Origin of the sequence: Bacillus sp. 275, assembly GCF_001999205.1 — a bacterium.
GTDB classification, from domain to species: domain Bacteria; phylum Bacillota; class Bacilli; order Bacillales; family Bacillaceae; genus Bacillus; species Bacillus velezensis.
In genome coordinates, this window is record NZ_CP019626.1 from 2,217,700 (window position 1) to 2,239,937 (window position 22,238).

25 protein-coding genes, 1 pseudogene and 2 riboswitches are annotated in these 22,238 nt (G+C 43.2%); of the genes and pseudogenes, 22 read left to right on the top strand and 4 right to left on the bottom strand.

The genetic code is table 11. From position 1 onward, the window contains the following. The first annotated feature begins 2 nt into the window (after nt 1-2). From BZ167_RS10610 to BZ167_RS10675, 15 genes and pseudogenes are all read left to right on the top strand, one after another. The gene (locus BZ167_RS10610) at nt 3-698 is read left to right on the top strand and encodes a DUF7003 family protein (RefSeq protein WP_047936317.1); all 696 of its coding nucleotides are present in this window, start codon (nt 3-5) and stop codon (nt 696-698) included. Between the two features lie 103 nt (nt 699-801). Continuing rightward, a complete protein-coding gene (locus BZ167_RS10615; RefSeq protein WP_047476019.1) occupies nt 802-1,476 on the top strand; it encodes a DUF7003 family protein in 675 nt (224 codons plus the stop codon). 102 nt (nt 1,477-1,578) lie between these two features. After that, entirely contained in the window at nt 1,579-2,079 is a 501-nt protein-coding gene (locus tag BZ167_RS10620; protein WP_224462902.1) for a hypothetical protein, read from the top strand. Between the two features lie 8 nt (nt 2,080-2,087). After that, a complete protein-coding gene (locus tag BZ167_RS20520; RefSeq protein WP_224462900.1) occupies nt 2,088-2,336 on the top strand; it encodes a hypothetical protein in 249 nt (82 codons plus the stop codon). 74 nt (nt 2,337-2,410) lie between these two features. After that, nucleotides 2,411-2,968, top strand: coding sequence for a hypothetical protein (locus tag BZ167_RS10625; RefSeq protein ID WP_061861012.1), 558 nt, complete (start codon nt 2,411-2,413; stop codon nt 2,966-2,968). Next, nucleotides 2,952-3,398 carry a hypothetical protein gene (locus BZ167_RS10630; protein ID WP_061861011.1) on the top strand — a complete coding sequence of 149 codons (447 nt, stop codon included), beginning with the start codon at nt 2,952-2,954 and terminating at the stop codon, nt 3,396-3,398. The genes BZ167_RS10625 and BZ167_RS10630 overlap by 17 nt, the downstream gene beginning before the upstream one ends. Nucleotides 3,399-3,607: 209 nt before the next feature. After that, nucleotides 3,608-4,018: a WapI family immunity protein gene (locus BZ167_RS10635; protein WP_053573913.1), complete on the top strand. Its 411-nt coding sequence runs from the start codon at nt 3,608-3,610 to the stop codon at nt 4,016-4,018. Between the two features lie 3 nt (nt 4,019-4,021). Beyond that, nucleotides 4,022-4,429, top strand: a complete 408-nt coding sequence (locus BZ167_RS10640) for a YxiG family protein (RefSeq protein WP_053573914.1) — start codon at nt 4,022-4,024, stop codon at nt 4,427-4,429. Between the two features lie 277 nt (nt 4,430-4,706). Beyond that, nucleotides 4,707-4,967: a hypothetical protein gene (locus tag BZ167_RS20525; RefSeq protein WP_223255288.1), complete on the top strand. Its 261-nt coding sequence runs from the start codon at nt 4,707-4,709 to the stop codon at nt 4,965-4,967. A gap of 43 nt (nt 4,968-5,010) precedes the next feature. Continuing rightward, a complete protein-coding gene (locus tag BZ167_RS10650) occupies nt 5,011-5,838 on the top strand; it encodes a hypothetical protein (RefSeq protein ID WP_061861010.1) in 828 nt (275 codons plus the stop codon). 95 nt (nt 5,839-5,933) lie between these two features. Further along, on the top strand, nt 5,934-6,779 hold the full coding sequence (locus BZ167_RS10655) for a hypothetical protein (RefSeq protein ID WP_061861009.1): 846 nt from the start codon (nt 5,934-5,936) through the stop codon (nt 6,777-6,779). 1 nt (nt 6,780) lies between these two features. Then, nucleotides 6,781-7,146 (top strand): YxiJ family protein, encoded by a 366-nt coding sequence (locus BZ167_RS10660; RefSeq protein WP_032869345.1) that lies wholly within the window; start codon nt 6,781-6,783, stop codon nt 7,144-7,146. A gap of 16 nt (nt 7,147-7,162) precedes the next feature. Continuing rightward, nucleotides 7,163-7,422 (top strand): annotated as a pseudogene (locus tag BZ167_RS10665) (DNA-binding protein). Between the two features lie 55 nt (nt 7,423-7,477). Next, nucleotides 7,478-7,852, top strand: a complete 375-nt coding sequence (locus tag BZ167_RS10670) for a hypothetical protein (RefSeq protein ID WP_032869354.1) — start codon at nt 7,478-7,480, stop codon at nt 7,850-7,852. A 54-nt stretch (nt 7,853-7,906) separates the two neighbouring features. Next, nucleotides 7,907-9,346, top strand: coding sequence for a DEAD/DEAH box helicase (locus BZ167_RS10675; protein WP_033574330.1), 1,440 nt, complete (start codon nt 7,907-7,909; stop codon nt 9,344-9,346). A 30-nt stretch (nt 9,347-9,376) separates the two neighbouring features. Here the strand turns inward: BZ167_RS10675 and BZ167_RS10680 are convergent, their stop codons facing one another. Beyond that, complete coding sequence (locus BZ167_RS10680) at nt 9,377-10,627, bottom strand: MFS transporter (RefSeq protein WP_108490715.1); 1,251 nt, start codon at nt 10,625-10,627, stop codon at nt 9,377-9,379. 171 nt (nt 10,628-10,798) lie between these two features. Between BZ167_RS10680 and licT the strand changes: the two genes are divergently transcribed. Continuing rightward, the gene (licT, locus tag BZ167_RS10685) at nt 10,799-11,626 is read left to right on the top strand and encodes a BglG family transcription antiterminator LicT (protein ID WP_015418531.1); all 828 of its coding nucleotides are present in this window, start codon (nt 10,799-10,801) and stop codon (nt 11,624-11,626) included. Nucleotides 11,627-11,861: 235 nt separating this feature from the next. Beyond that, nucleotides 11,862-12,593, top strand: a complete 732-nt coding sequence (gene bglS / locus BZ167_RS10690) for a beta-glucanase (RefSeq protein WP_007407782.1) — start codon at nt 11,862-11,864, stop codon at nt 12,591-12,593. 41 nt (nt 12,594-12,634) lie between these two features. On the opposite strand, the gene citH is transcribed toward bglS, so the two are convergent. Further along, nucleotides 12,635-13,915 (bottom strand): citrate transporter CitH, encoded by a 1,281-nt coding sequence (gene citH / locus BZ167_RS10695; RefSeq protein ID WP_053573918.1) that lies wholly within the window; start codon nt 13,913-13,915, stop codon nt 12,635-12,637. Nucleotides 13,916-14,115: 200 nt separating this feature from the next. Here citH and BZ167_RS10700 point away from each other — a divergent pair, with 200 nt between their 5' ends. The 4 genes from BZ167_RS10700 to BZ167_RS10715 all read left to right on the top strand — a co-directional run bounded on the left by BZ167_RS10700 (nt 14,116) and on the right by BZ167_RS10715 (nt 18,175). Continuing rightward, the gene (locus BZ167_RS10700; RefSeq protein WP_077392072.1) at nt 14,116-16,167 is read left to right on the top strand and encodes a catalase; all 2,052 of its coding nucleotides are present in this window, start codon (nt 14,116-14,118) and stop codon (nt 16,165-16,167) included. A gap of 186 nt (nt 16,168-16,353) precedes the next feature. Beyond that, the gene (locus tag BZ167_RS10705; protein ID WP_077392073.1) at nt 16,354-17,037 is read left to right on the top strand and encodes a hypothetical protein; all 684 of its coding nucleotides are present in this window, start codon (nt 16,354-16,356) and stop codon (nt 17,035-17,037) included. Between the two features lie 74 nt (nt 17,038-17,111). Beyond that, a complete protein-coding gene (locus BZ167_RS10710) occupies nt 17,112-17,360 on the top strand; it encodes a protein YxiS (RefSeq protein WP_046341506.1) in 249 nt (82 codons plus the stop codon). 140 nt (nt 17,361-17,500) lie between these two features. Next, nucleotides 17,501-18,175, top strand: a complete 675-nt coding sequence (locus BZ167_RS10715) for a DUF3298 and DUF4163 domain-containing protein (protein WP_012118794.1) — start codon at nt 17,501-17,503, stop codon at nt 18,173-18,175. A 47-nt stretch (nt 18,176-18,222) separates the two neighbouring features. On the opposite strand, the gene BZ167_RS10720 is transcribed toward BZ167_RS10715, so the two are convergent. Then, nucleotides 18,223-19,416, bottom strand: a complete 1,194-nt coding sequence (locus BZ167_RS10720; protein ID WP_007407776.1) for a NupC/NupG family nucleoside CNT transporter — start codon at nt 19,414-19,416, stop codon at nt 18,223-18,225. A 135-nt stretch (nt 19,417-19,551) separates the two neighbouring features. Continuing rightward, nucleotides 19,552-19,652, bottom strand: a riboswitch (purine riboswitch). Nucleotides 19,653-20,014: 362 nt separating this feature from the next. Between BZ167_RS10720 and BZ167_RS10725 the strand changes: the two genes are divergently transcribed. Continuing rightward, nucleotides 20,015-20,896: a methyltransferase domain-containing protein gene (locus tag BZ167_RS10725; RefSeq protein WP_015418526.1), complete on the top strand. Its 882-nt coding sequence runs from the start codon at nt 20,015-20,017 to the stop codon at nt 20,894-20,896. 34 nt (nt 20,897-20,930) lie between these two features. On the opposite strand, the gene BZ167_RS10730 is transcribed toward BZ167_RS10725, so the two are convergent. After that, on the bottom strand, nt 20,931-22,067 hold the full coding sequence (locus BZ167_RS10730) for a 5-methyltetrahydropteroyltriglutamate--homocysteine S-methyltransferase (protein WP_015418525.1): 1,137 nt from the start codon (nt 22,065-22,067) through the stop codon (nt 20,931-20,933). 78 nt (nt 22,068-22,145) lie between these two features. Beyond that, nucleotides 22,146-22,232, bottom strand: a riboswitch (SAM riboswitch). Nucleotides 22,233-22,238 lie beyond the last annotated feature (6 nt).

Here is a 22,238-nt window from a genome sequence, read left to right on the forward strand (position 1 = left end):
GGATGTTGGGTGGAAAAAAAGAAGCCATTCTCGCATTGCTTAACGATTCATTCAATAAGGAAGAGTTTCCGTTTCTTGATAATGAGAATTTTGACTTCGCAAAAGGGAAGCTTTCGATTTTTATTGAAAGAGATAACTGGCTTTTAACGTTCCAGCTGTTTGGATTGTCGAGATTGGGACCAGCTATTGATTTTTATGCGGTGGGTAATCAATTAACAAATAATGAAGTAAGTTTTTTAGATGATGAACCGTTTTTATTTGCAGATGAAAAAGGAAATTTGCTGGAATTGGAAGATATAGAATCGGGTTTTACAAGTAAACAAATCAATGTGTCTCTTAGAGAGAAAACATTTCAATTTTTTATTGAGCAGGAAATAAAAGATAAGATTTCCCCAAAGAATGAATGGATTACATGTTTGAGGCATATGACCAAAAATAGATTATTTCTTGACACACTTTGGCTGACGAAACAAGAACAACTGGAAATAGCGGGTCTCTCTTCGGAGTATGAACAATTGTATTCAACAGAATTATGGATGCATCCAGAAGGAGAAAAAGATTTGCCTAGTTTGTCTCCTTTCTTTCAATCAATTGCCGAAGCAATTTCCCGTCAAGAGATAGCATATATTCAAAAACATGATGATGGTAACACAGAGTGGCCAAAATGGGCACACACAGATTCTGTTCAATACTTTTGAAGATATTATAGACATGCAGTAATTGGAAATAATCCGTTATATATTAAATAAATTATTATGTGGAAGATAAAATATAAAAATAATTTAATAAGGAGAATGAATTTTGATTAAAAGTAAAGAAATTCTTAGCCTATTAGATGATGAATTTAGTGAATTAAACCGACCAATTTTTGAATGGCGTGAATCTAATTATGTTGGGAGTAAATGTACCTTATTAAGATTAAATGATGACAATTGGTTACTGGCAATTCATTGCTTCGAAGTAGATTCTAAAGGACCTTTTCTGGCTATTCATACCTATAGTAACTGTTTTTCAGACAACTACAAATCGATAATAATTGATGACTTCGCCCTAAAGACTGAAGCAGGTGAGAAAATAACATATAGTGAAAGTGATTTTCAACAATTAAGCGAAGTAGTGGAAATTGAAATTAAAGAGTCTCGTTATTGCGTAAATATTCACCAAAGAAATGAATTCCAAAAGAGTACAAAAGAAAGGGCTTGGAAAACTTATTTCAGGAATTTGTTTGAGGATGCTTCTTTTAGAGAGGCGCTTTGGATAAAGCCAAAAAAACTATTAAATATACTGGATCTAAAAAGCGAAGCAGAAGGAGTATTCGAAACAGAGGATTGGGAATATCCTGATTACCTAACAGATCCAAGCCAATTAATTTCTTTTCAATCATTTGCGCAATATCTTGAAAAAGGCGCAGGTTCAGTTGATGTAGGTGATGTAAATAATAACTGGAGGGAGTGGGAGGATTACGATATTGAGTAGTTGATGAAGGAAACCTTTTTAACCTCTGGGCGTACAGAATTCAGACACGATATTATTCAGGGAATGAGCGGTATGAAATAGAAAAGAAAGAAGGCCGTTCTATTGGGATATTGGGAAGAAGAATATAAAAACAAGAAAGTTTTACTTAGTGATGAAGGCTTAGATATATGTTTTGATGCTGTAGAAAAATTTTGTGAATTATATAAGAGAGAGCTGGATAGAGAACCGATATTAGAAGAATTCTTAGCAACTTTAGTTACCGTTATGAATACAAATGGAGATTCTTCTTTCACGGAGTTAGTTGATAAGCGAATAGTAGAAATAAAGGCAACGACCAGGAAAGCGAAATCAATAGCTAAAGTAATACCGGGAGCTGTTATTCAAATACCTTTGGATAAGATCGGGAAGTATACTTATGCTTGGGTTATTGAAGGTGATCTATCAAAAAATAAAGACGATGACATTCTTATTCAGTATTATAATATTTTCACTGAAAATACACTTAGCAGAGAAGAAATCATTCGTCTAATGAAAGAAGAAAATAAGAAAATATTTGCGGCTAATACTGGGACACAGGTTTTCTGCAAGGAGATTGGAAAGTAATATCCAAGATGCCTCAAGAGATAATAGAGAAAAACAGTCATTCTCAATTAAAATTTGTTTTATATGAAGACGGTAAATATCTCATAAGTGAAGGCGATTCATTTGCATCAGAAGATGAATTAGCAGAGGCAGATGAGAAAACGGGCAAAGACATCCCTAACCCATTAGGTATATTTGGACATTCGGCTGTAGAATCTATTCTCTATAAATATTTTGAAGGAATGTCAATGGAAGAAATCATAAAGACTGAATTGTAAAAGACTGATTTCTCACATTCGCTTGTACAGATACTGACAGTAGTAAATGTTTTGAGTTCTGAACGAGGTGTAATATGAAGAAAATCAACCTGAAATCTATTACACAAAAAGAGATCTTACAAATAGAAAAACAATTTGAACGGATTGCATTAAACAAAATAAGAAACAATCAAGAAAAGTTTAGAAAAATGGGTTTGAAAATTGAAGCTGCTTTTGGAAGAGTCGGAAACGAAAAAGAAATAGGAAAAGAAGTACAGCCCTCAGATTGTTTTGAGAATACCTATAATTCACTGATATTTTTTTCTGTAGCTTATTTGAACGGCACCGACTTTCACGATAATGAAGACGGCTATTGTGTAGACCATTTAGATATATGGGTTTGTGAAAGAAGGTTGTTTTCGGGGAAAGCGGGATATTTAACAGATTTAGAGAGGTTACCAGCCTCTCTTATCTTATATGATAAAAACCAAACTACACACGGAACATGTGGGAATAACATACTGCTGAGACGAAGTAAAAGACAAGCGCTACCGCTAACAGGCTATCAATACGACGAAGAAACTTATTCTATCTCATGCCGTTTACAGTGTATAAAAGATAGAAGGAGAGAATTAAATGTACTATTTTTATGAAATATCAACTCTCAATGACTATGATTCGGTTGAAAAAGAGTATAAAACAATAGAGGATTTAATATTTGTTATATTAAAAAATATGGAAAATAAACAATATGCAATGTATTCTTACTCTGTTTCAAATAAAGATAGTGATACTTGTATATTCTCAGCGAGCTTAAAAACAAATACTTTGTTTAATAAAAAAATCTCATTTATAAAAACCTCAGCAGAAGAGTACAAGAATACAATAATTGCGCATGAAAATATAATCTTATTGGAAAAAGAAGTTGAGTTAAAAGATATATTAAATGGAGCCCCTTTAGCAGAGAAAACAATTATTAAAGATTTACTGGATTATGTTCTTTATCATATAGAAATAACAGATTCCGAGACAATCAGAATAGGATCTAGACATAGAGAAAATATTACAAACATTATTAAATAAGGGCATTAAATAAAAAATAGATGAGCCTGTTGATCATCTTTTGGTCAACAGGCTTTTTTTAAAAAAATTATAGATAATAAGTGGGTAGGTGATTAGAACTGAGACAGTAAAAGGTGAACAATCGATTGAAACTTAGCTTGAATTCCAGAGCGTCATTCAAATCATTTACTAATAAATTAAAGCTATTAAGTAGAGAACGAGGAGACAGCATGGCCAAAATCGGAGACGGTTGTCTGGAACTTGAAATAACACCGAGAAGGTATCAAGAAGCAGAGGATGATCCTTTTATCTCAACAATGTTTGAACTGTTGGAACATAATAAAGCAATCGTTCGCGATTACTCTGCCGTTTTATTAGAAAGTGAATATAAAATGCTGATATCAGATATTGAAGCATTATCAGCAGGCAATCAAGACAGGATACGTTTAGAAACAATTGAACCATTTTTTATACTAAGTATTGATAAAGAAAACGAACATTACAGATTTATCATTAGATTTATGGAAAATAATTCAAATACAACCTTCTATAAATTGAACTGTAATGAAGAAAAGCTAGAAATTTTCGTGAAGACTTTAAAATCAGATCTCAAAGACTCCAAAACTTCATTAGGGAGATAAACGGTGTACAAGACAATTAATGAATGGGTAGATTATATAGACGGAGGGTGCGCTGTCCTTCATTGTGACTTTCATGTGTTTAAAAAAGAGCTTTCACTTAAGATTCAGGTCGTTGAAAATAAAGCCGAATTTACGCATAACATTCTTTTTCAAAATGCAGCATCTGTTTATTTTAGTGCAGATATTGGTGATATGAGATTAGAAAAAATAGATCCGGAAGAATACAATTGGCAAGTATTTGAGATGAGTTACCACCCGGAAGGAATCGGTAATCTATCAAATGCTGTAATTCCGGAGTATCAATCAAATGCTAATTTTCTCATTGGCATGAACAGAATGCTGATTGCTGTAGAAGCTGAAACAGTTCGCTTTGATGATCAATCATTTTATGCGTATCATTCGAAATCATAAATAAGAGAGGTTCCCAGCCTCTCTTTTCTTACATAACGAAATCGTTCGCGGAGGTAAACATGAACACTCCTTTAAATTTACAAAAAGAATCATTGAGGGCTATAGGGAATCTGGATGTGATTAATCCGCTTCAATACAACTCGATATATTCATGTGATCTAGTGAGTAAAGATACTTTTTCTCAATTAATGAATGACTTAGAGTTTGGAACCGTTCTGATAGAAGTTATGGAACACCTTCTTTTATTGAAGAATGGAAGAGGAAGGTTGAAAAGAAAATGATAAATATGAATACTGTATCGAAAAAGTTCATTCATATTGAATGTGTCCTAACCAAAGAACAATTGATGGCAGATTACTTATTAGATGAATTATATTTTTTAGCATCGATCAATGATTTTGTTGTTATAATAGCAAATCCTGCCAAAAATAAGTCCTACATGAACCTGAACACTCAAAAGGTTGATGTAACTACTGAAAGTAATGAAAAAATCATTTGGTTTGAATACGATGCAGCAGATTTATATATCATTGATTAATTTAATATAAAATTTCAGGTTCCTATTCAACGGAGTGTTGCTGATGTTAAAACTTACCGCGGAGCGTGTTGGGTCATATGAAAGGGAAAATATCATTTATTTCAATGCGGGTCGGGATGATCAAGTATTTATTGTGTCGGTGCACGATCACAAAGTAATATTGGAGGTTATGAAAGGCAGCTCTCTTTTAATCAAAAAAGAGTTACACGGATTTTCTGAAGATGCCCATTTTTATCTGGTTGATTCGTATGATGACACTATCGTGATCGTTTACCTGGAAAATCATACGTGTCAATTAGCCGTATACTGCGTAAACAGTAATAAAATCAATCCGATTTGTTCTTTTCTATTAAGCGCCAATGTATTTCATCTGGGTGAGGATGGATTATTATGGATCGGATTAACGGACGAGGGTATGTATGATGAGAGAAATCCTCAAGGAAAAGCGATATTTGCTTTTCATGCAGAAGACAGAACGTTTTATTTTGAAGACGATTTTAAAGAAATGATGCACGAATGCTATGCCGTACAATCGATCAAATCTGATTTGTATGTATGTTTCGAGGGAGAGGATTGCTGTGTCATCGGTCATTATCAGATTGGACGGGACAGAATTCGTACTGTTGCAGAATATGTGCTAAACGGCGATCAATACTCCTATTGTGACCAGCTGTCCGTTTCGAAAAATAGGGTGCTGCTGATACAGAATCACGAGGATAACCTATTTGCATTTCATGAAGAGAGCAAAGGGTTATCAGAGGCTGACGTCATGATACACGGTATTGATAGAAAAGGAAAAACAACGTACAGAGCCGTCCAGGACCGCATGTTTATCTTTCATGATAACGATTTATATCTGGTAAAGTTTTGATCAATCCTATGCAGATGGCTTTTTTCAGCCATCTGCATATCAATTTACAGAGTGCGATCGATAAAAATATCACCCAAGACTCAAGGGGCAATGACATGAAAATAAAAATGAATAAGATACATGACGAATCAATAAAAGGACGTTTCTTCCATTTTGATAACTGCGGGCATCTGTATCTCGGACGGCATCAGAATGACGGGCTTTCGTTTACGATTATCGATGAATTAGGTGATATTCGAGTGATTCATATCGATGAACAAATTCTGTGTGAGGATATTATGCTGTTTCAACAGAGTTCGGCTGACTGGTATGTGTTGATTTTCTTTGAATCGCATGAGTATAAAGTGAAAGTATTTTCAGCAGAAGGAACAGAACAAAGTGCATTTTCTCTGCCTTCAGGGGTTTCATGCAGTCTTTTGGATGAAAAACAAAACCTGTGGATCGGTTTAAGTGATGAAGGTATTTATAGTGATGAAAATCCTGAAGGGCACAGTGTGCTGTGCTTCACTTTAGACGGGCAGCTAAAGAAAACTCACATTGATCAGCAGCTTTCAGAAATATACGCGCCCGCGGCAGATGACTGCTATGCACTTGCAGAAAAAGACGGACTGATCTACATGCTGTATTACTCTTATACAGTCATTGCTGCGTTTGATGAAACCGACGTGAAACGAGTTTGGATTATTTCTGATAAAACATATTCCGGGGTTTACGACCAGCTAGCGATTTCTGATGACGGGTTTTGGGTATGCAAAGATGATCATTCACTGTCTCTCATTCCGGCCGATGTCAGTCTGCCGATGCAAGAGGTAATGTGCTGTGATGCGGATGGTCATGAGCTTTCCGGGCATCAGCTAAAGCTGACTGGCAATGCCATTTACGCGGTCTCGAATTCGGGGATTTATAAGCGGGATATCAGTAATTGGAAAGCGTCAAAATGAGATGATGAAATCCAACAGATATTCTTTAAATGATGACGTCATCCAAAACCTGAAATTACACAAAAAAGAATTAGAGGGTCCGCTGCCTTCAGATGCTGGGAGATTTGAAGAAGACTTTGAGGGGGCTGACTGCGCGGGGGATTTTTATGAGTATTTCGCGCTTATCTGCGGCAGCTTAGATTTTGTGTTGGCAGATAAACAAATGCCTGCGCGGCAGCGTAAAGCTTTATATAAATCCTTTTTTGAGCTTTATCCGCAATATGCGCAGCTGAAAAATGCTTTAACGGATTATCCGGAGCTCAGCCGGGAAATCGGGAGGCATGAACGGGCCCGGAGGCTGTTAGTCAGCATTTTAAACAAGAAATGAAAGGCAGGATTCTGACGTGACAGAACCCACAAGAGCAGAATGTCTGAAAAAGGCTGGTCTGATCCTGAACGGTCAAGCGGCGAGGGAAGAAGTGTCGGATTGGGCGTCTGAGTATGTGGCTGCAGATGATCCGCGGTTGAGGACGAAACCGTTTGGGAGATGCTCGTATATTTGAGCGGGTTTGATCTGAAAGATTCGCCTGATTCTTATCTGCATACGATTGAAGAATTAAGAGATTGGGTGCAGACATATAAAGAAATTCATGGGGGTTTGTAAAGAAAATTCATTTGAGTCAGACATGCCAATTCAGCTGAAAAAAAGGAGGCACAAAATGGAATGGCACAAACATGAGAAAGCAGTTCTGCTGGGGCCGGATTCGCCGGGTTGTTTTGAATTGACGGAGTTTATGTTCTATAACGGGTATAACGAGTATTATGATAAAATCCCGGTGTTTGAGCTGAAGCTGGCTGATGGACAGTATGATGCTGTGCTGCGGTTTGAAGGTGTGAGTGCTGCCCGGCTGGATGATCTGGAGAGCATCACCGACATCCATCTGGATATCAGCCCGGTCGACGGCGGCTGGGAATCGATCCGCTACTATGTCGATGACGGGGAAGGAAGCATGAGCTTTTATTGCGCCAAATGGGTCGTGCTTGACATGAAGAAAAAGCAATCCCCCGAATGGCCCGGCAAAACGTCAGGGTAAAGCGGCGGCATTTCGCGTATAATGAGGGGAGCCGGACAGAGAAGGAGTTTAGTCATGAATGAGTTTAATGAATATGCGATCAGCCCCGAAATCCGACGGGCGCTGAATGGCTTGCAATACACCGAGCCGACTGAAGTGCAGCGGCGCGTCATCCCCGCCGCGCTGCAAAAAAAAGACCTCGTCGTCAAATCGCAGACGGGCAGCGGCAAAACCGCGGCTTTCGGCATTCCGATCTGCGAGCTTGCGGAATGGGAGGAAAACAAACCGCAGGCGCTGATTTTAACGCCGACCCGCGAGCTTGCGGCGCAGATTAAAGAAGATATCACGAATATCGGCCGTTTCAAACGGATAAAAGCCACGGCGGTTTTCGGAAAAGCTTCTTTTGACAAACAGAAAACCGAATTGAAGCAAAAAAGCCACGTCGTTGCCGGAACGCCGGGGCGTGTGCTTGATCATATAGAAAAAGGGACGCTGCCGCTTGAACGGCTGGCGTATGTGGTGATTGACGAAGCGGATGAAATGCTGAATATGGGATTTATTGAACAGGTGGAAGCCATCATTCAGCATCTGCCGAAAAACAGAGTCACCATGCTGTTTTCAGCGACGCTGCCGGATGACGTCGAGAAGCTGAGCCGCACATATATGAAAGACCCTGAATTGATTGAAGTAAAAGCGGAAGGCCTGACGACAAAAGACATTGAGCATTTTGTCACCAGAACAGAAGAAGAGGACAAAACATCTTTGCTGCGTGATGTCCTGATCACCGAAAACCCGGACAGCTGCATTATATTCTGCCGGACAAAAGAAAGGGTCATTCAGTTAACCGATGAGCTGGACAGGCTGGGCTACCCTTGCGATAAAATTCACGGCGGCATGGTGCAGGAAGACCGCTTTGACGTCATGAATGAATTCAAGCGCGGCGAGTTCCGCTATCTCATTGCGACCGATGTTGCCGCCAGAGGAATTGATATTGAAAACATCAGCCTCGTCATCAATTATGATATTCCGCTTGAAAAAGAAAGCTATGTGCACCGCACCGGCCGAACGGGGCGCGCCGGACACCGCGGACTGGCCGTTACGTTTGTGACGCCTTCTGAATCGCGGTTCCTGAATGACATTGAGACATATATCGGTTTCCGCATCCAAAAGCGGGAGGCGCCGTCCGAGAAAGAAACAGCGGAACGGAAAGCGGCTTTTTCGGAAAAACTGAACGCCCGCCCCGATGTCAAAACAGACAAAAGCGAACAGTTAAACAAAGACATCATGAAGCTGTACTTTAACGGCGGGAAAAAGAAAAAACTCAGAGCGGTCGATTTTGTCGGAACGATTGCGAAAATCGACGGCGTTTCAGCCGATGATATCGGGATTATCACGATTCTGGACAACGCATCGTACGTCGAGATTCTGAACGGCAAAGGCCCGCACGTTCTTGACATCATGAAAAATACGACGGTCAAAGGCAAAAAACTGAAAGTCCATAAAGCTAAGAAATAAAAAAAAAAGCCTGCCGCGCGCAGGCTTTTTTTACGCCGTCTCCTCGGGGACAAACGCAAGGATGCCAATCCCGATTACAAACAAAATGATCAGGCTGAACACGGCGGCTGACGAATTCCCGGTCAGCTGGGCGGTGACGGCAATCAAAAGAGGGCCGATAATCGAAGCGAACTTGCCGAAGATATTATAAAAGCCGAAAAACTCATTGGCGTTCTGTTTGGGGACAAGCTTTGCAAAGTAAGAGCGGCTCAGCGCCTGAATACCGCCTTGGGAAGTGGCGACAAGCATAGCCAAAACCCAGAAATCAAAAGCGGAATCCATAAAATAAGCATACGTGCAGACAATCATATACACGCCGATTCCGGCATAAAGCATCGTTTTTCCTTTAAACCGTTCGGCTAGCCGTCCGTACAAAATCGAAAAAGGCGCGGCGACGACCTGAGTGACAAATAAAACAATCAGCAGATTTGCCGCGCTGATGCCGAGGTCAGCCCCGTATGACGTGGACATCGTAATGATGGTGCCGACCCCGTCGATATAGAAGAAATAGGCGAGCAGAAACAAAAACAGCGCCCGGTGCTTCCTGATCTGCTTCAGCGTGCCGGCCAGCCGTTTAAAACTGCTGATTACAAGCCGCGGCTCCCTCTCGATATAATAGCGCTGGCGGACGCGGAGAAGGAGCGGGATCGAAAACAGCCCCCACCATGCCGCCGTAATCAAAAAGGCAATGCGGCCGGCAGCCTGGGCGGACAGCGGAATCACCTCCGCTTGTGCTGAAAGAATCACGGCAATGCTGAGGAGAAAAGGGATCGTACTGCCGATATAGCCCAGCCCAAACCCCCTGGCGGACACCATATTCATCCGCTCCTTTGCGGCCACATCAACGAGAAACGCATCATAAAACACATTAGACCCGGCAAAGCCGATCGTGGAAATCGTATAACAAATTAATAACAGCATCCAAGATTCACCGGGAATCAAAGCCAGCGCGGCTGTGCCCGCCACACCGATCAGAAAAAAGAAGGCAAAAAACCGTTTCTTGCATCCTTTGTAGTCGGCAATCGTTCCTAAGACGGGGCCGAGCATCGCCAAAATAAAAGGCGCGGCGGCAATCGTATAGCCCAAATAAGCGGTGGAATCAGCTGCGCTGACACCGTTTTCCGCCGCCGCGGCTTTAAAGAACAAGGGGAATACCGCCGTCATAATAATGACCGAATAAGCTGAATTGGCCCAATCATACAGCATCCAGCTGCTTTCTTCTTTCGAAAACCGTTTCATCACACACGCTCCTTCCCAAAAACCGGTTCTCTGCATTATATGCGCCGCTGCCTCATCGTTGGACAATGATTTCTGAACGGCGTTTTCTGATTGACCTGGAGATATTGACCTAGTTCAAAAAGGATGTAAAATCAAGGTGTAGCAGGTAAATGGTCAGGCGGGAGGGAGACAGAATTGAAGATTGCGAAAGTCATTAATAATAATGTTGTCAGTGTGCTCAAAGAAGGCAATCAGGAATTGGTTATCATGGGCCGGGGCATTGCTTTTCAAAAGAAAACGGGAGACCCGGTAGATGAAGCCCGCATTGAGAAAGTGTTCACGCTCGATAACAAAGATGTATCCGAAAAGTTCAAAACCCTTTTGTATGATATCCCGATCGAATGTATGGAAGTATCCGAAGAGATTATCAGCTATGCGAAATTACAGCTCGGCAAAAAGCTCAATGACAGCATCTATGTGTCGCTGACCGACCATATTAACTTTGCGATCCAGCGCAATAAGAAAGGGCTGGATATCAAAAACGCCTTATTGTGGGAAACGAAACGGCTGTATAAAGACGAGTTTGCAATCGGCAAACAAGCGTTGGCCATGGTAAAAAACAAGACTGGCGTGTCTCTGCCGGAGGATGAAGCAGGCTTTATTGCGCTGCATATTGTCAATGCCGAGCTGAATGAAGAGATGCCCAATATCATCAACATTACAAAAGTCATGCAAGAGATTTTGAGTATCGTAAAATACCATTTTAAGATTGACTTCAACGAGGAATCACTTCACTATTATCGGTTTGTCACCCACTTAAAGTTTTTCGCGCAGCGTCTTTTTAACGGCACACATATGGAAAGCCAGGACGATTTTTTGCTGGAGACAGTGAAAGAAAAGTACCATCGGGCGTATGAATGCACGAAGAAAATCCAAACATGCATTGAGAGGACGTATGAACACAAGCTCACCAGTGACGAGCTGCTGTATTTAACGATTCACATAGAAAGGGTAGTCAAATAAGCATAATGAAAGCGTTGGTATTTTTTTCTTCATTCACATATGATCTTGTTAGGATTGTTACTGATAAGCAGGCAAAACCTAAATTACAATGAGCGCTGATCATTTCTGTTTGTGCTGATGGTAATTTAGGTTTTTTTAAGATTCATTATTATCATTATTCTGACCGATGTCCCCTTTTAACAGAATCATGTATGATCGATAAAGAAATCTTTTTCAAAGAAAGGGGAATGCCGACATGTTTTATCGTATGAAACGAGTGCTGCTGCTTCTTGTCACTGGATTGTTTTTGAGTTTGTGTGCGATCACTTCTACTGCATCAGCTCAAACAGGCGGATCGTTTTTTGAACCTTTTAACAGCTATAACTCCGGCTTATGGCAAAAAGCAAATGGTTATTCCAATGGAGATATGTTCAACTGCACGTGGCGTGCAAATAATGTATCAATGACGTCATCAGGTGAAATGCGTTTGGCGCTGACAAGCCCGTCTTATAACAAGTTTGACTGCGGGGAGAACCGCTCCGTTCAAACCTATGGCTATGGACTTTATGAAGTCAGAATGAAACCGGCTAAAAACACGGGGATCGTTTCATCGTTCTTCACTTATACAGGTCCAACGGATGGCACTCCTTGGGATGAGATTGATATCGAATTTTTAGGAAAAGACACGACAAAGGTTCAATTTAACTATTATACAAATGGCGCGGGAAACCATGAGAAGGTTGCGGATCTCGGATTTGACGCGGCCAATGCCTATCATACGTATGCGTTCGATTGGCAGCCAAACTCTATTAAATGGTATGTCGATGGGCAATTAAAACATACTGCGACAAGCCAAATCCCGACAAACCCGGGAAAGATCATGATGAACTTGTGGAATGGGATAGGTGTCGATGACTGGCTCGGTTCCTACAATGGTGTAAATCCGCTATACGCTCATTATGACTGGGTGCGCTATACAAAAAAATAATGTACAGAAAAGGATTTCCGCCAGCGGAAATCCTTTTTTAATTAAAACGAAATAATCCCAATCAAAAGCGCCGCAATCGTCATCACAATCGTTGTCCCCACGGCCCATTTAATAGTGAATTTTTGATGATCGCCAAAGCTGACGCCCGCCATTCCGACCAATAGATAGGTGGATGGCACAAGCGGGCTGAGCAGATGCACCGGCTGGCCCAGCAAGGAGGCTCTTCCGATTTCAGCGGCGTCTATTCCGTAAGCGGAAGCGGCTTCAGCGATGATGGGAAGCACACCGAAGTAAAAGGCGTCATTTGACATGAAAAAGGTGAAAGGCATGCTGGCAATCGCAGTGATCAACGGCAGATGCGGGCCCATGGCATCAGGGATGAGGGAAACGAGAGAATGCGCCATCGCATCCACCATTTTTGTGCCGGAGAGAATGCCTGTGAATATGCCTGCCGCAAACACCATTGAAACAACGTTTAACGCATTACCCGCATGCGCTGAAATCCGTTTCTGCTGCTCTTTGACATTTGGATAGTTGATCATCAAGGCGATGGCGAACGCGATCATAAAAAGAACAGGGATGGGAAGCAGGCTGGTGATCAGCGCGGCCATCAGGGCGACAGTGAGCAGCAGGTTAAACCATTGGAGAGCGGGGCGCTTCAGCGGCGCTGCATCCGGATCAGAGGACGGTGCGTGTTCAATTGAAATGACACCGAGCCGCTTCCGTTCTTTTTTTCCGAGGAGATAAGCAACGGCGATCACCCAGAGAACGCCGGCAATCATAGCGGGAATCAGCGGCGTAAAGACTTCCGACGTGTCCAATTTCAAGGAAGCCAAAACCCTCGCCGTCGGCCCGCCCCACGGAATAATATTCATGACGCCCGAACCGAGCATCGCGATCCCCGCCAACACCAAACGGTTCATGCCGAGCCGTTTGTAAAGGGGCAGCATTGCCGCAATCGTAATCATATACGTTGTTGTCCCATCTCCGTCCAGCGAAATGGTCATCGTCAGAACCGCTGTGCCGATGGCGATTTTTAACGGATCCCCTTTGACAAGCGATAGGATTTTGGCAATGAGGGGATCAAACAGACCTGAGTCAATCATAATGCCGAAATACAGGATGGCGAATAACAGCATAATCCCGGTAGGAGCGAGGTCTGTAACGCCTTGAATCATCATCTCGCCGAGATCTTTGCCAAATCCGCTGATCAGGGCAAACACAACAGGAACGACAATCAAAGCAATAAGAGCGGAAAGCCGATTAGACATAATAAGATACATAAAGACAATCATCATCACAAAACCGAGTATGGCAAGCACGATATGACCTCCCCTGTTCAACAGCTATTTAGGTAAGCGCTTTCACAACTTCTTTCTGTGAAAATGGCTTATTTCAAAATGTGTATGACCGCATATGTAAATACAGACCTAAAATCCTAATGAGCGGATCAGCAGTTTATATGAAGAACGCCGCGGGTAAATGTGCTGTAGAATGTTTCGTTTTAAAAGGGGGAACTGACATGAGTGATGATCAAAACAAACGAGTAAATGAACACTCAAAGGACGAACAGCTGGAGCAGTACCGGTCTGATAACAGCGGCAAAAAAATGACGACCAATCAGGGGCTTCGCGTGTCTGAGGATGAACATTCTTTAAAAGCGGGCGTCCGCGGCCCCACGCTGATGGAGGATTTTCATTTTCGTGAAAAAATGACGCACTTTGACCACGAGCGGATTCCGGAACGGGTCGTTCATGCGCGCGGGTACGGCGTTCATGGGCATTTTCAGGTGTACGAACCGATGACGGAATATACACGGGCGAAATTTTTGCAGGACCCTTCCGTCAAAACGCCTGTGTTCGTCCGTTTCTCAACAGTGGCGGGCTCCAAGGGGTCAGCCGACACCGTCCGTGACGCCAGGGGATTTGCGACGAAGTTTTATACTGAAGAAGGGAACTATGACCTCGTCGGAAACAATATTCCGGTGTTCTTCATTCAGGACGCGATCAAATTCCCGGATCTCGTTCACGCCATAAAACCGGAACCGCACAATGAAATGCCGCAGGCTGCGACGGCTCATGATACGTTCTGGGATTTTGTCGCTAATAACCCTGAGTCGGCTCACATGGTCATGTGGACGATGTCTGACCGCGGCATCCCGCGAAGCTATCGGATGATGGAGGGCTTCGGCGTGCATACGTTCCGTTTCATCAACGAGAAAGGAAAAGCGCGCTTTGTAAAATTCCACTGGAAGCCCGTGCTCGGCGTTCATTCCCTCGTATGGGATGAAGCGCAGAAAATTGCCGGGAAAGATCCCGATTTCAACCGCCGTGACCTGTGGGAAACGATTGAAAACGGCGGCAAAGTCGAGTATGAGCTCGGTGTTCAGATGATTGACGAAGAAGATGAATTTAAGTTTGATTTCGATATCCTTGATCCGACGAAGCTGTGGCCGGAGGAGTTGGTTCCCGTCAAGCTGATCGGAAAAATGACCCTTGACCGCAATCAGGACAATGTCTTTGCGGAAACGGAACAGGTCGCCTTTCACCCGGGAAATGTCGTGCCGGGCATTGATTTCACCAATGATCCGCTTCTGCAGGGACGGCTTTTCTCTTATACAGATACACAGCTCATCCGTCTTGGCGGGCCGAATTTTCACGAGATTCCGATCAACCGGCCGGTCTGCCCGTTCCATAACAACCAATACGACGGCTACCACCGGATGACGATTAATAAGGGCCCCGTCGCCTATCATAAAAATTCCCTGCAGAACAATGATCCGTCGCCGGCTTCAGAAGAAGAAGGCGGATACGTTCATTACCAGGAAAAAGTAGAAGGCAGAAAAATCCGCCAGCGCAGCGAGAGCTTCAATGACTATTTTTCTCAGGCGAAGATGTTCTGGAACAGCATGTCTCCCGCCGAGAAAGAACATATCATCTCCGCGTTCTGTTTTGAAGTCGGAAAAGTGAACAGCAAGGATGTGCAGCAGCAGGTGGTGGATGTCTTCAGTCACGTCGACGCCGGGCTTGCCGAGCGTGTTGCGAAAGGAATCGGCGTGAACCCGCCGCCGAAGGACCGTGAATCTGATGAAACGTTCACTTCCCCGGCCTTAAGCCAGGAAAACACGGTGAAGACGGCAGCGACAAGGCAGGTCGCGGTGTTAACCGACCACGGGTTTTCTGATGAGAAAGTCAAACAAGTGCTTGACGCATGCAAACAGGCGGGAGTCAGAGCCGATATCATCAGCCCCGCGCTGGGAACCGTCAAGGGAGAAAACGGTACGGAGCTGAAAGCGTCAGCCACTTTCCTGACAGCGGATTCCGTCCTGTACGACGCTGTTTTCATTCCGGGCGGAAAACAAAGCACAGACAGCCTCAAAGCCCAAAAATCGGCCAGAGACTTCGTCAGCGAAGCTTTCAGCCATTACAAAGCGATCGGCGCCTCCGGTGAAGGAAAAGAACTTCTCGCCCTCGCCGCCGGAACCGAAAACGGCCCCGGCCTTGTTCCGGACGGAAACCATGAACAATTTCTGAAGGCCGTGGCTGAGCATCGGCATTGGGACAGAAACATATAAGAATATATTTGAGTGCCTCTGAAAATGAGGCACTTTTTTAAGTTATTAGAGTAGAATAACGAGAGTTGAGTTAATAATAGAACAAACTAAAAATTTATTCTCTATATTACTTGAACTGAAGTTGACTTTTAGTTAACATAAGTTTAAAGTTAGTAATTATCTCGCGATACAAGTTAGGAGAGTTTTATGAAAAAGAGAAGCCGTGGATTTCCGCGATTTAATTTAGAAAGTACTTTAGAGTTTGCTAAGTTAATAAGAAGTTATTCAGGAGATAGCGATATTGAAAAGGACTTAATAACAAAAGCTCTGGGATATAAAAAATACAGCGGGGCTGTAGGCAACAAAATAGCATCCTTAAAACACTTTGGATTATTAGAAAGATCCTCTGGTAATTATAAGCTGACTCAGCTTTCCAAAAGGATAATTGATTCAATGAGTGAGAAGGATTTTCAAAGTGCTTTGAGAACAGCATTTCTTCAACCAGAACTATTTGCTGAACTTTTTAATAAGTATTCAAGTGAAGGAGCAATTCCAGATAATTTACCTGAGATTTTAAATGTATATCATGAAATTTCAGTTAACAGTAGTGAATACGCCTCTAGGATTTTCATTGAGTCAGCTTTATTCGCTAATATAATACATAAAAATAAAAAAATAATAAAATCAAATAGAGAGGAAACATTTATGGATAAAAAAGACAGAATTCCAAGAGAAGCGTTAGAACAAGGAACTATTGAAATGCAAAGGTTCGATTTTTCCCTTACCAATGGAAAATCTGCAAAAATTATAGTACCGGGGACATTGATTAAGAGAGACATTCAAATTATTCGAAAACAGATTGAAACTTTGGAACTTCAAGTAGAAGAATAATAAAAGCAGAGGGATACATAGTGAAGCCGTTTACCGAAAAACAACTTGAAGAATATTACCGGCGTGACGAAAACATGATGATTTTGGTGTTTGCCCAATGGTGCGTCAATCATGACCTTGATCCGATGGCCATTTACAGCAAGGCTTATCCCGGACAGCCTTTAAACGAAGAGCTGCGAAAAACGGCTGAAGAGCTTGTCGTGCCGAAGGAGGAATCAGAACCGATTCCTGATCAAACCGTTATCGGTGTTTTGGAGATGTTCGGCAACTCCGATTTGGCGGAAGCCGTTTATGAAGCCATTGCGCAAAGACCTTCACGGTAAAAGAGGCGTGGATTTTCCATGTCTCTTTTTTTTATGGAGAAAATGTGAAAGAAGGCCCAGAAACAATTTACTGATCTGCGCTGTCTATAGAGTGTAACCCGTTTTCAAAAAGGGAACGGTAATGAAAAGGAGGAGTTGTGATGAAAAAGGCATTCAAAATGATGGCGGCCGTGCTCTTAACCGTGCTGACAGCCGCGCCGTTCGGAGGTTTCGCGCCTTCAGCCGAGGCCGCGCAAACCGCAAAGCCCGTTGTCAAAAGCCATACGTATAAGCATGTAAAGCAGCTGACATACCCCGAGGTCACAAATACGGGAAACGCATCTTTTGAAAAGAAAATCAATCAGGACTTCAAGCGCTATATTGAACAATCGTACCAAGAATATGTGAAAAACAAAAAAGACGGTGAAAAACAAGGCTACAAAGCGGAATACCAAACAGATTTCAAGGTGAAGTATAATCAAGACGGCAAGCTCAGCATTCAGACGGAAGACTACAGTTACACAGGCGGCGCACACGGGCTGACATCCGTTCAGACTTTTAATTACGACTTGGCCGCAAAAAAACGGGTCACACTCGATAATGTGCTGAATACAAAAACGAAAGCTAACAAAACGAGAGACTATCTTTACGGCTACATCAAGAAACATGACGATCTGTTCGATCAGGACGTCAAAAAACAAGAGATCATCCTGAATAACGAAAGACCTTTCTTCTTTACGAAAAACGGCATTGCCGTTGTGTTCGGACAATATGATCTCGGGCCGTACGCGGCAGGAATCCGGGACGTTTTCGTACCTGCATCCGTCTATCAATAAAAAAAAGCGATATCACTCCAAAACGGAGCGGTATCGCTTTTTTTCTTTTACCAGACAAACAATCCGACAATCGCCGCGCTCAATAAGGAAACGGCAATTCCGCTGACAAGCAGCTTCCAGACGTTTTTTCCGATGATGGCTGATTTCTCACCATCAAGCAGAGATTGATAAGATCCGTAGATCATACCGATGGTGCTGAAGTTTGCGAATGATGTCAGGAATGTCGTAGCCACGGCAATCGTGTGCGGCGGAAGTGAATTCAGCTGCCCTTTCAGATCGGCCATTGCCACAAATTCATTCGTCGCGAGCTTGATGCCCATCAGCTGTGCGACATACATCGCGTCATGTACACCTAACCCGAGAAGGAAGGCAAACGGACTGAAGATGTATGAGAAAATCTTTTGAATGGTCAACCCGTGCATGAACAGCCCGAGTACGCCGTTTAACGCGGCCGTTAACGCCACATAGCCGATTACCATCGCTAAAATGACAATGACCATGTTCATGCCGACAAGCATACTGTTAGAAATCGTGGAGAAGAAGTCTTTTTTCTCCGCTTTTGAAGGAACGTAAATAATATCATCCTCTTTAGAAACGTCCACGGGATTCAGCATATTGGCGATTAAAAGCGCGTTTAAGCAATTCAGCGGGATGGCTGTAAACACATAAGTGGACGGAACCATCGTCAAGTATGATCCGATGATCGAGCCGCTGATGCTGCTCATGCTCATCAGCCCGAATGTCAGAAGCCGATTGTTGCTGACGGCGGCAAGCTGCTGGCGGATGACGGCTAAAGCTTCCGTATTTCCTAAAAACATCATCTGGATGGAGAAAAAGCTCTCCAGCTTCGGCAGACGGGATATTTTAGAAATCAGCCAGCCGATTTTATCAATGAGCCACGGCAGAATACCGAAATACGACAGCATATCAAAGAAGGTCACGACGAAGATAATCGGCAGCAATGCGCTGAAGAAAAAATCAACCGTCGGATTGGCCATGACAGACGGAAAAGCGAACGCAATCCCTTGACTGGCGCAGGAAATCAGCCATGTAAAGAACGCGCCGATCTTCCCGATGACAAAGCCGCCGACTTTTGTCCCTAACATAAACCAAGTAATCAGAAACTCAAAGACGAGGAGCATGACAATCGGACGCCATTTAATCTTCTTCTTGTTGGGAGAGCATAAGAAAACAACAGCCATGACAACAATGAGACCGACAATGTTCAATAAAAAGTACATGTGAGCAACTCCTATAAGGGTATTATGGAAATAAAAAAAACTCTTATTCGTCACAAATTCCTGAAAGCCAGAAAGTGTGATAAATAAGAGCCAAAAGAAAAGAATAGACAGCGTCATATGCTTTTCACTCGTTCAAATTTATGCAAACTTTCTTGTAGTCTAGTCTTTTACGGCACTAGGTAGAAACAATCAGACCATATTACTGATCATATACAAGAATAACGATATTACATGAGATAGCAGTATTTTATCGTTTCAATTTTTGAAAATCAACCTTTTTAGATATTTTCAAAATAATAAATTTATATTATAAATAAAGAAAATAAAGGATGTGCATAAGTAATTGGATAATATAGGAATAAAAAACCCCTGAAAACCGTTCCGATTCATTGTAAAGACGGGATGCAGCTGATAAAATGGATCTGAGGGCACAGCCTTCAAAAGACGGCAGAAAAGGGGGCATTTTCGTGATCATTCAGTTCATTCGTTACAGATAATGAGAGGTATAGATAAATAGGTTGAAACTTCCAATTAAGTGAGGTTTATTTGTCTATGCCTTTTTCATTTCATCGGAATAACGAATGAATGAGGTGTTTTTTTGACGTCTATAAAAAGAAAACGCGCGGAATTACTGCAATCATGCCAGTCCGTGTTCAGGTGTCCGCTATGCAGTTCGGCCATGGCGGTCTCACAATACCGAAGCTTGATGTGCGGACAGGGGCATACATTTGATATATCAAAACAAGGATATGTGAATTTCCTCAATAAATCGGTCAAAACCCGCTATGACAGGCAGCTGTTCGAAGCGAGACGCGAGCTTTTTGACAGCCGGGAATTTTTTGCGCCGGTTCAAAAGGAGATTGCCGCCATCATCACCCATATTCAATCTCCGCAAACATCAGCGGCGATATTGGATGCGGGATGCGGAGAAGGCTCTCATTTAGCCGCCGTGTGCAAATTGCTTCAGCCCGCTTTTTCCGTGACGGGAATCGGGATTGATCTCTCGAAAGAAGGTGTGCTGCATGCCGCAAAGGCCTTCGGGAATCATTTGGTTTTTGCCGTCGCTGATGTGGCGGATGCGCCGTTTGCCGACAGCTGTTTTGATGTCGTGATGTCTGTTTTATCACCTTGGAATTACAAGGAATGCAGCAGGCTTTTACGAAAGGGCGGCACAGTCATTAAAGCGGTGCCGCGGCGTGATTATCTGAAGGAAGTAAGGGAATTCTTCTTCGGAGACAGCTCTCGGCGGAATGACACCGCCGATTCTGCGGCCGGACGATTCCAAGCGGGCTTTCAAACCTTTGAGCGCAAACGGCTGTGTTACACAAAGACTTTAGCGCAGCCTGACCTCGAGCGGCTTGTGAAAATGACGCCCTTAACATGGAAATGTACTGATGACAGCATCCGGCGGTTTATCAGCCGGAAAGAGGCTGCTGTCACGATAGATATCGATATTTTAATCGGAACCGGTTCGCTGTAAAACGGAAAAGACACGCTAATCGCGTGTCTTTTTTTTATTTCCAGACTTCACCGGCAATGTTGACGACATGGCGCAGTTTCGCCCATTGCTGTTCTTCTGTGATCAGGTTTCCTTCCTCAGTGGAGGCGAATCCGCATTGCGGGCTGAGGCAAAGCTGGTCCAGGCTGACATATTGTGAAGCTTCTTCAATCCGGCGTTTAATCGCGTCCTTGTCTTCAAGTTCGCCGTGTTTCGACGTAATCAAACCAAGCACAAGCTGAAGATCAGAGCGTTTGACATAACGGAGCGGTTCGAAGCCGCCTGAGCGGGAATCATCATATTCCAGGAACAATCCGTCAAGATCAAGCCCGTCAAAAATCGTTTCAGCCGCTGCATCATAGCCGCCTTCAGCCGTCCATGTGGATTGGAAGTTGCCGCGGCAGATATGCATCGTAACCTTCAGATCGTCAGGGCGATCCTTGATGGCGTCATTAATGGAAGCGGCAAACAGCTTGCGCAGCTCATCCGGCGTCGTGCCGAAAGCTTCAATCTGACGAAGCCCCGCTTCTGATAAGAAAACGGCCCATGCGGTGTCATCGAGCTGAAGGTAGCGGCACCCGGCGTCATAGAAAGCTTGAATCGCTTTTTTATACGCTTTTGACACATCGTGCTGAAATTGTTTGTAATCATTCTGGTAGGACGCTTTTTCCAATTTTCCGCGGAAAAACAGCATATTCGGACTTGGGATGGTCATTTTCGGAACAGCATCGCCGGCAATGCTGTGCAGGAATTTATAATCTTCGAGCATCGGATGCTGAGAAAAATCAATGTCTCCCGTTACTTTAATGCCGCGCGCTTTCGTCTGTACGTTGTGAAACTGAATGCCGCTTTCAGGCGTAAACGCTTCGACGCCGTCTAAATTTTCGAGAAAATCAAAATGCCACCAGGCACGGCGGAATTCGCCGTCAGTCACGACATTGAGGCCGGTTTCTTTCTGCTTTTTCACACTGCGGATGATTTCTTTGTTTTCGATTTCGCGCAGCTGTTCTGCCGAAATCTCACCCGCCGCTCTTTGCAGGCGGGCTTGCTTCACAGCCGCCGGCCGCAGCAGGCTTCCGACCTGATCCGCGCGAAACGGCGGGTTTTTTCTTAGAAGCGTATGCAATGGTTGTTCTGTGTTTTGCTGTGACATGAACGATTCCTTCTTTCCTGATGAAATATAAAAAAACTCTTCCCTCGGATAGGGAAGAGCTTGCGTCCGCAAATCTCAACCTTATCTTCAGGATTTAGCACCATTCTGCTGAACAGCGGTTGCCGGGTATCATAGGGCCAGTCCCTCCACCTCTCTTGATAAGGAAATATG

Bases quoted from the DNA above. Each gene is read 5' to 3' on its own strand.
- BZ167_RS10610 (WP_047936317.1), top strand. From the start codon at position 3: ATGTTGGGTGGAAAAAAAGAAGCCATTCTCGCATTGCTTAACGATTCA.
- BZ167_RS20520 (WP_224462900.1), top strand. From the start codon at position 2,088: ATGCCTCAAGAGATAATAGAGAAAAACAGTCATTCTCAATTAAAATTT.
- BZ167_RS10625 (WP_061861012.1), top strand. From the start codon at position 2,411: ATGAAGAAAATCAACCTGAAATCTATTACACAAAAAGAGATCTTACAA.
- BZ167_RS10630 (WP_061861011.1), top strand. From the start codon at position 2,952: ATGTACTATTTTTATGAAATATCAACTCTCAATGACTATGATTCGGTT.
- BZ167_RS10635 (WP_053573913.1), top strand. From the start codon at position 3,608: ATGGCCAAAATCGGAGACGGTTGTCTGGAACTTGAAATAACACCGAGA.
- BZ167_RS20525 (WP_223255288.1), top strand. From the start codon at position 4,707: ATGATAAATATGAATACTGTATCGAAAAAGTTCATTCATATTGAATGT.
- BZ167_RS10650 (WP_061861010.1), top strand. From the start codon at position 5,011: ATGTTAAAACTTACCGCGGAGCGTGTTGGGTCATATGAAAGGGAAAAT.
- BZ167_RS10655 (WP_061861009.1), top strand. From the start codon at position 5,934: ATGAAAATAAAAATGAATAAGATACATGACGAATCAATAAAAGGACGT.
- BZ167_RS10660 (WP_032869345.1), top strand. From the start codon at position 6,781: ATGATGAAATCCAACAGATATTCTTTAAATGATGACGTCATCCAAAAC.
- BZ167_RS10670 (WP_032869354.1), top strand. From the start codon at position 7,478: ATGGAATGGCACAAACATGAGAAAGCAGTTCTGCTGGGGCCGGATTCG.
- BZ167_RS10675 (WP_033574330.1), top strand. From the start codon at position 7,907: ATGAATGAGTTTAATGAATATGCGATCAGCCCCGAAATCCGACGGGCG.
- bglS (WP_007407782.1), top strand. From the start codon at position 11,862: ATGTTTTATCGTATGAAACGAGTGCTGCTGCTTCTTGTCACTGGATTG.
- BZ167_RS10700 (WP_077392072.1), top strand. From the start codon at position 14,116: ATGAGTGATGATCAAAACAAACGAGTAAATGAACACTCAAAGGACGAA.
- BZ167_RS10705 (WP_077392073.1), top strand. From the start codon at position 16,354: ATGAAAAAGAGAAGCCGTGGATTTCCGCGATTTAATTTAGAAAGTACT.
- BZ167_RS10710 (WP_046341506.1), top strand. From the start codon at position 17,112: ATGATGATTTTGGTGTTTGCCCAATGGTGCGTCAATCATGACCTTGAT.
- BZ167_RS10715 (WP_012118794.1), top strand. From the start codon at position 17,501: ATGAAAAAGGCATTCAAAATGATGGCGGCCGTGCTCTTAACCGTGCTG.
- BZ167_RS10720 (WP_007407776.1), bottom strand. From the start codon at position 19,416: ATGTACTTTTTATTGAACATTGTCGGTCTCATTGTTGTCATGGCTGTT.
- BZ167_RS10730 (WP_015418525.1), bottom strand. From the start codon at position 22,067: ATGTCACAGCAAAACACAGAACAACCATTGCATACGCTTCTAAGAAAA.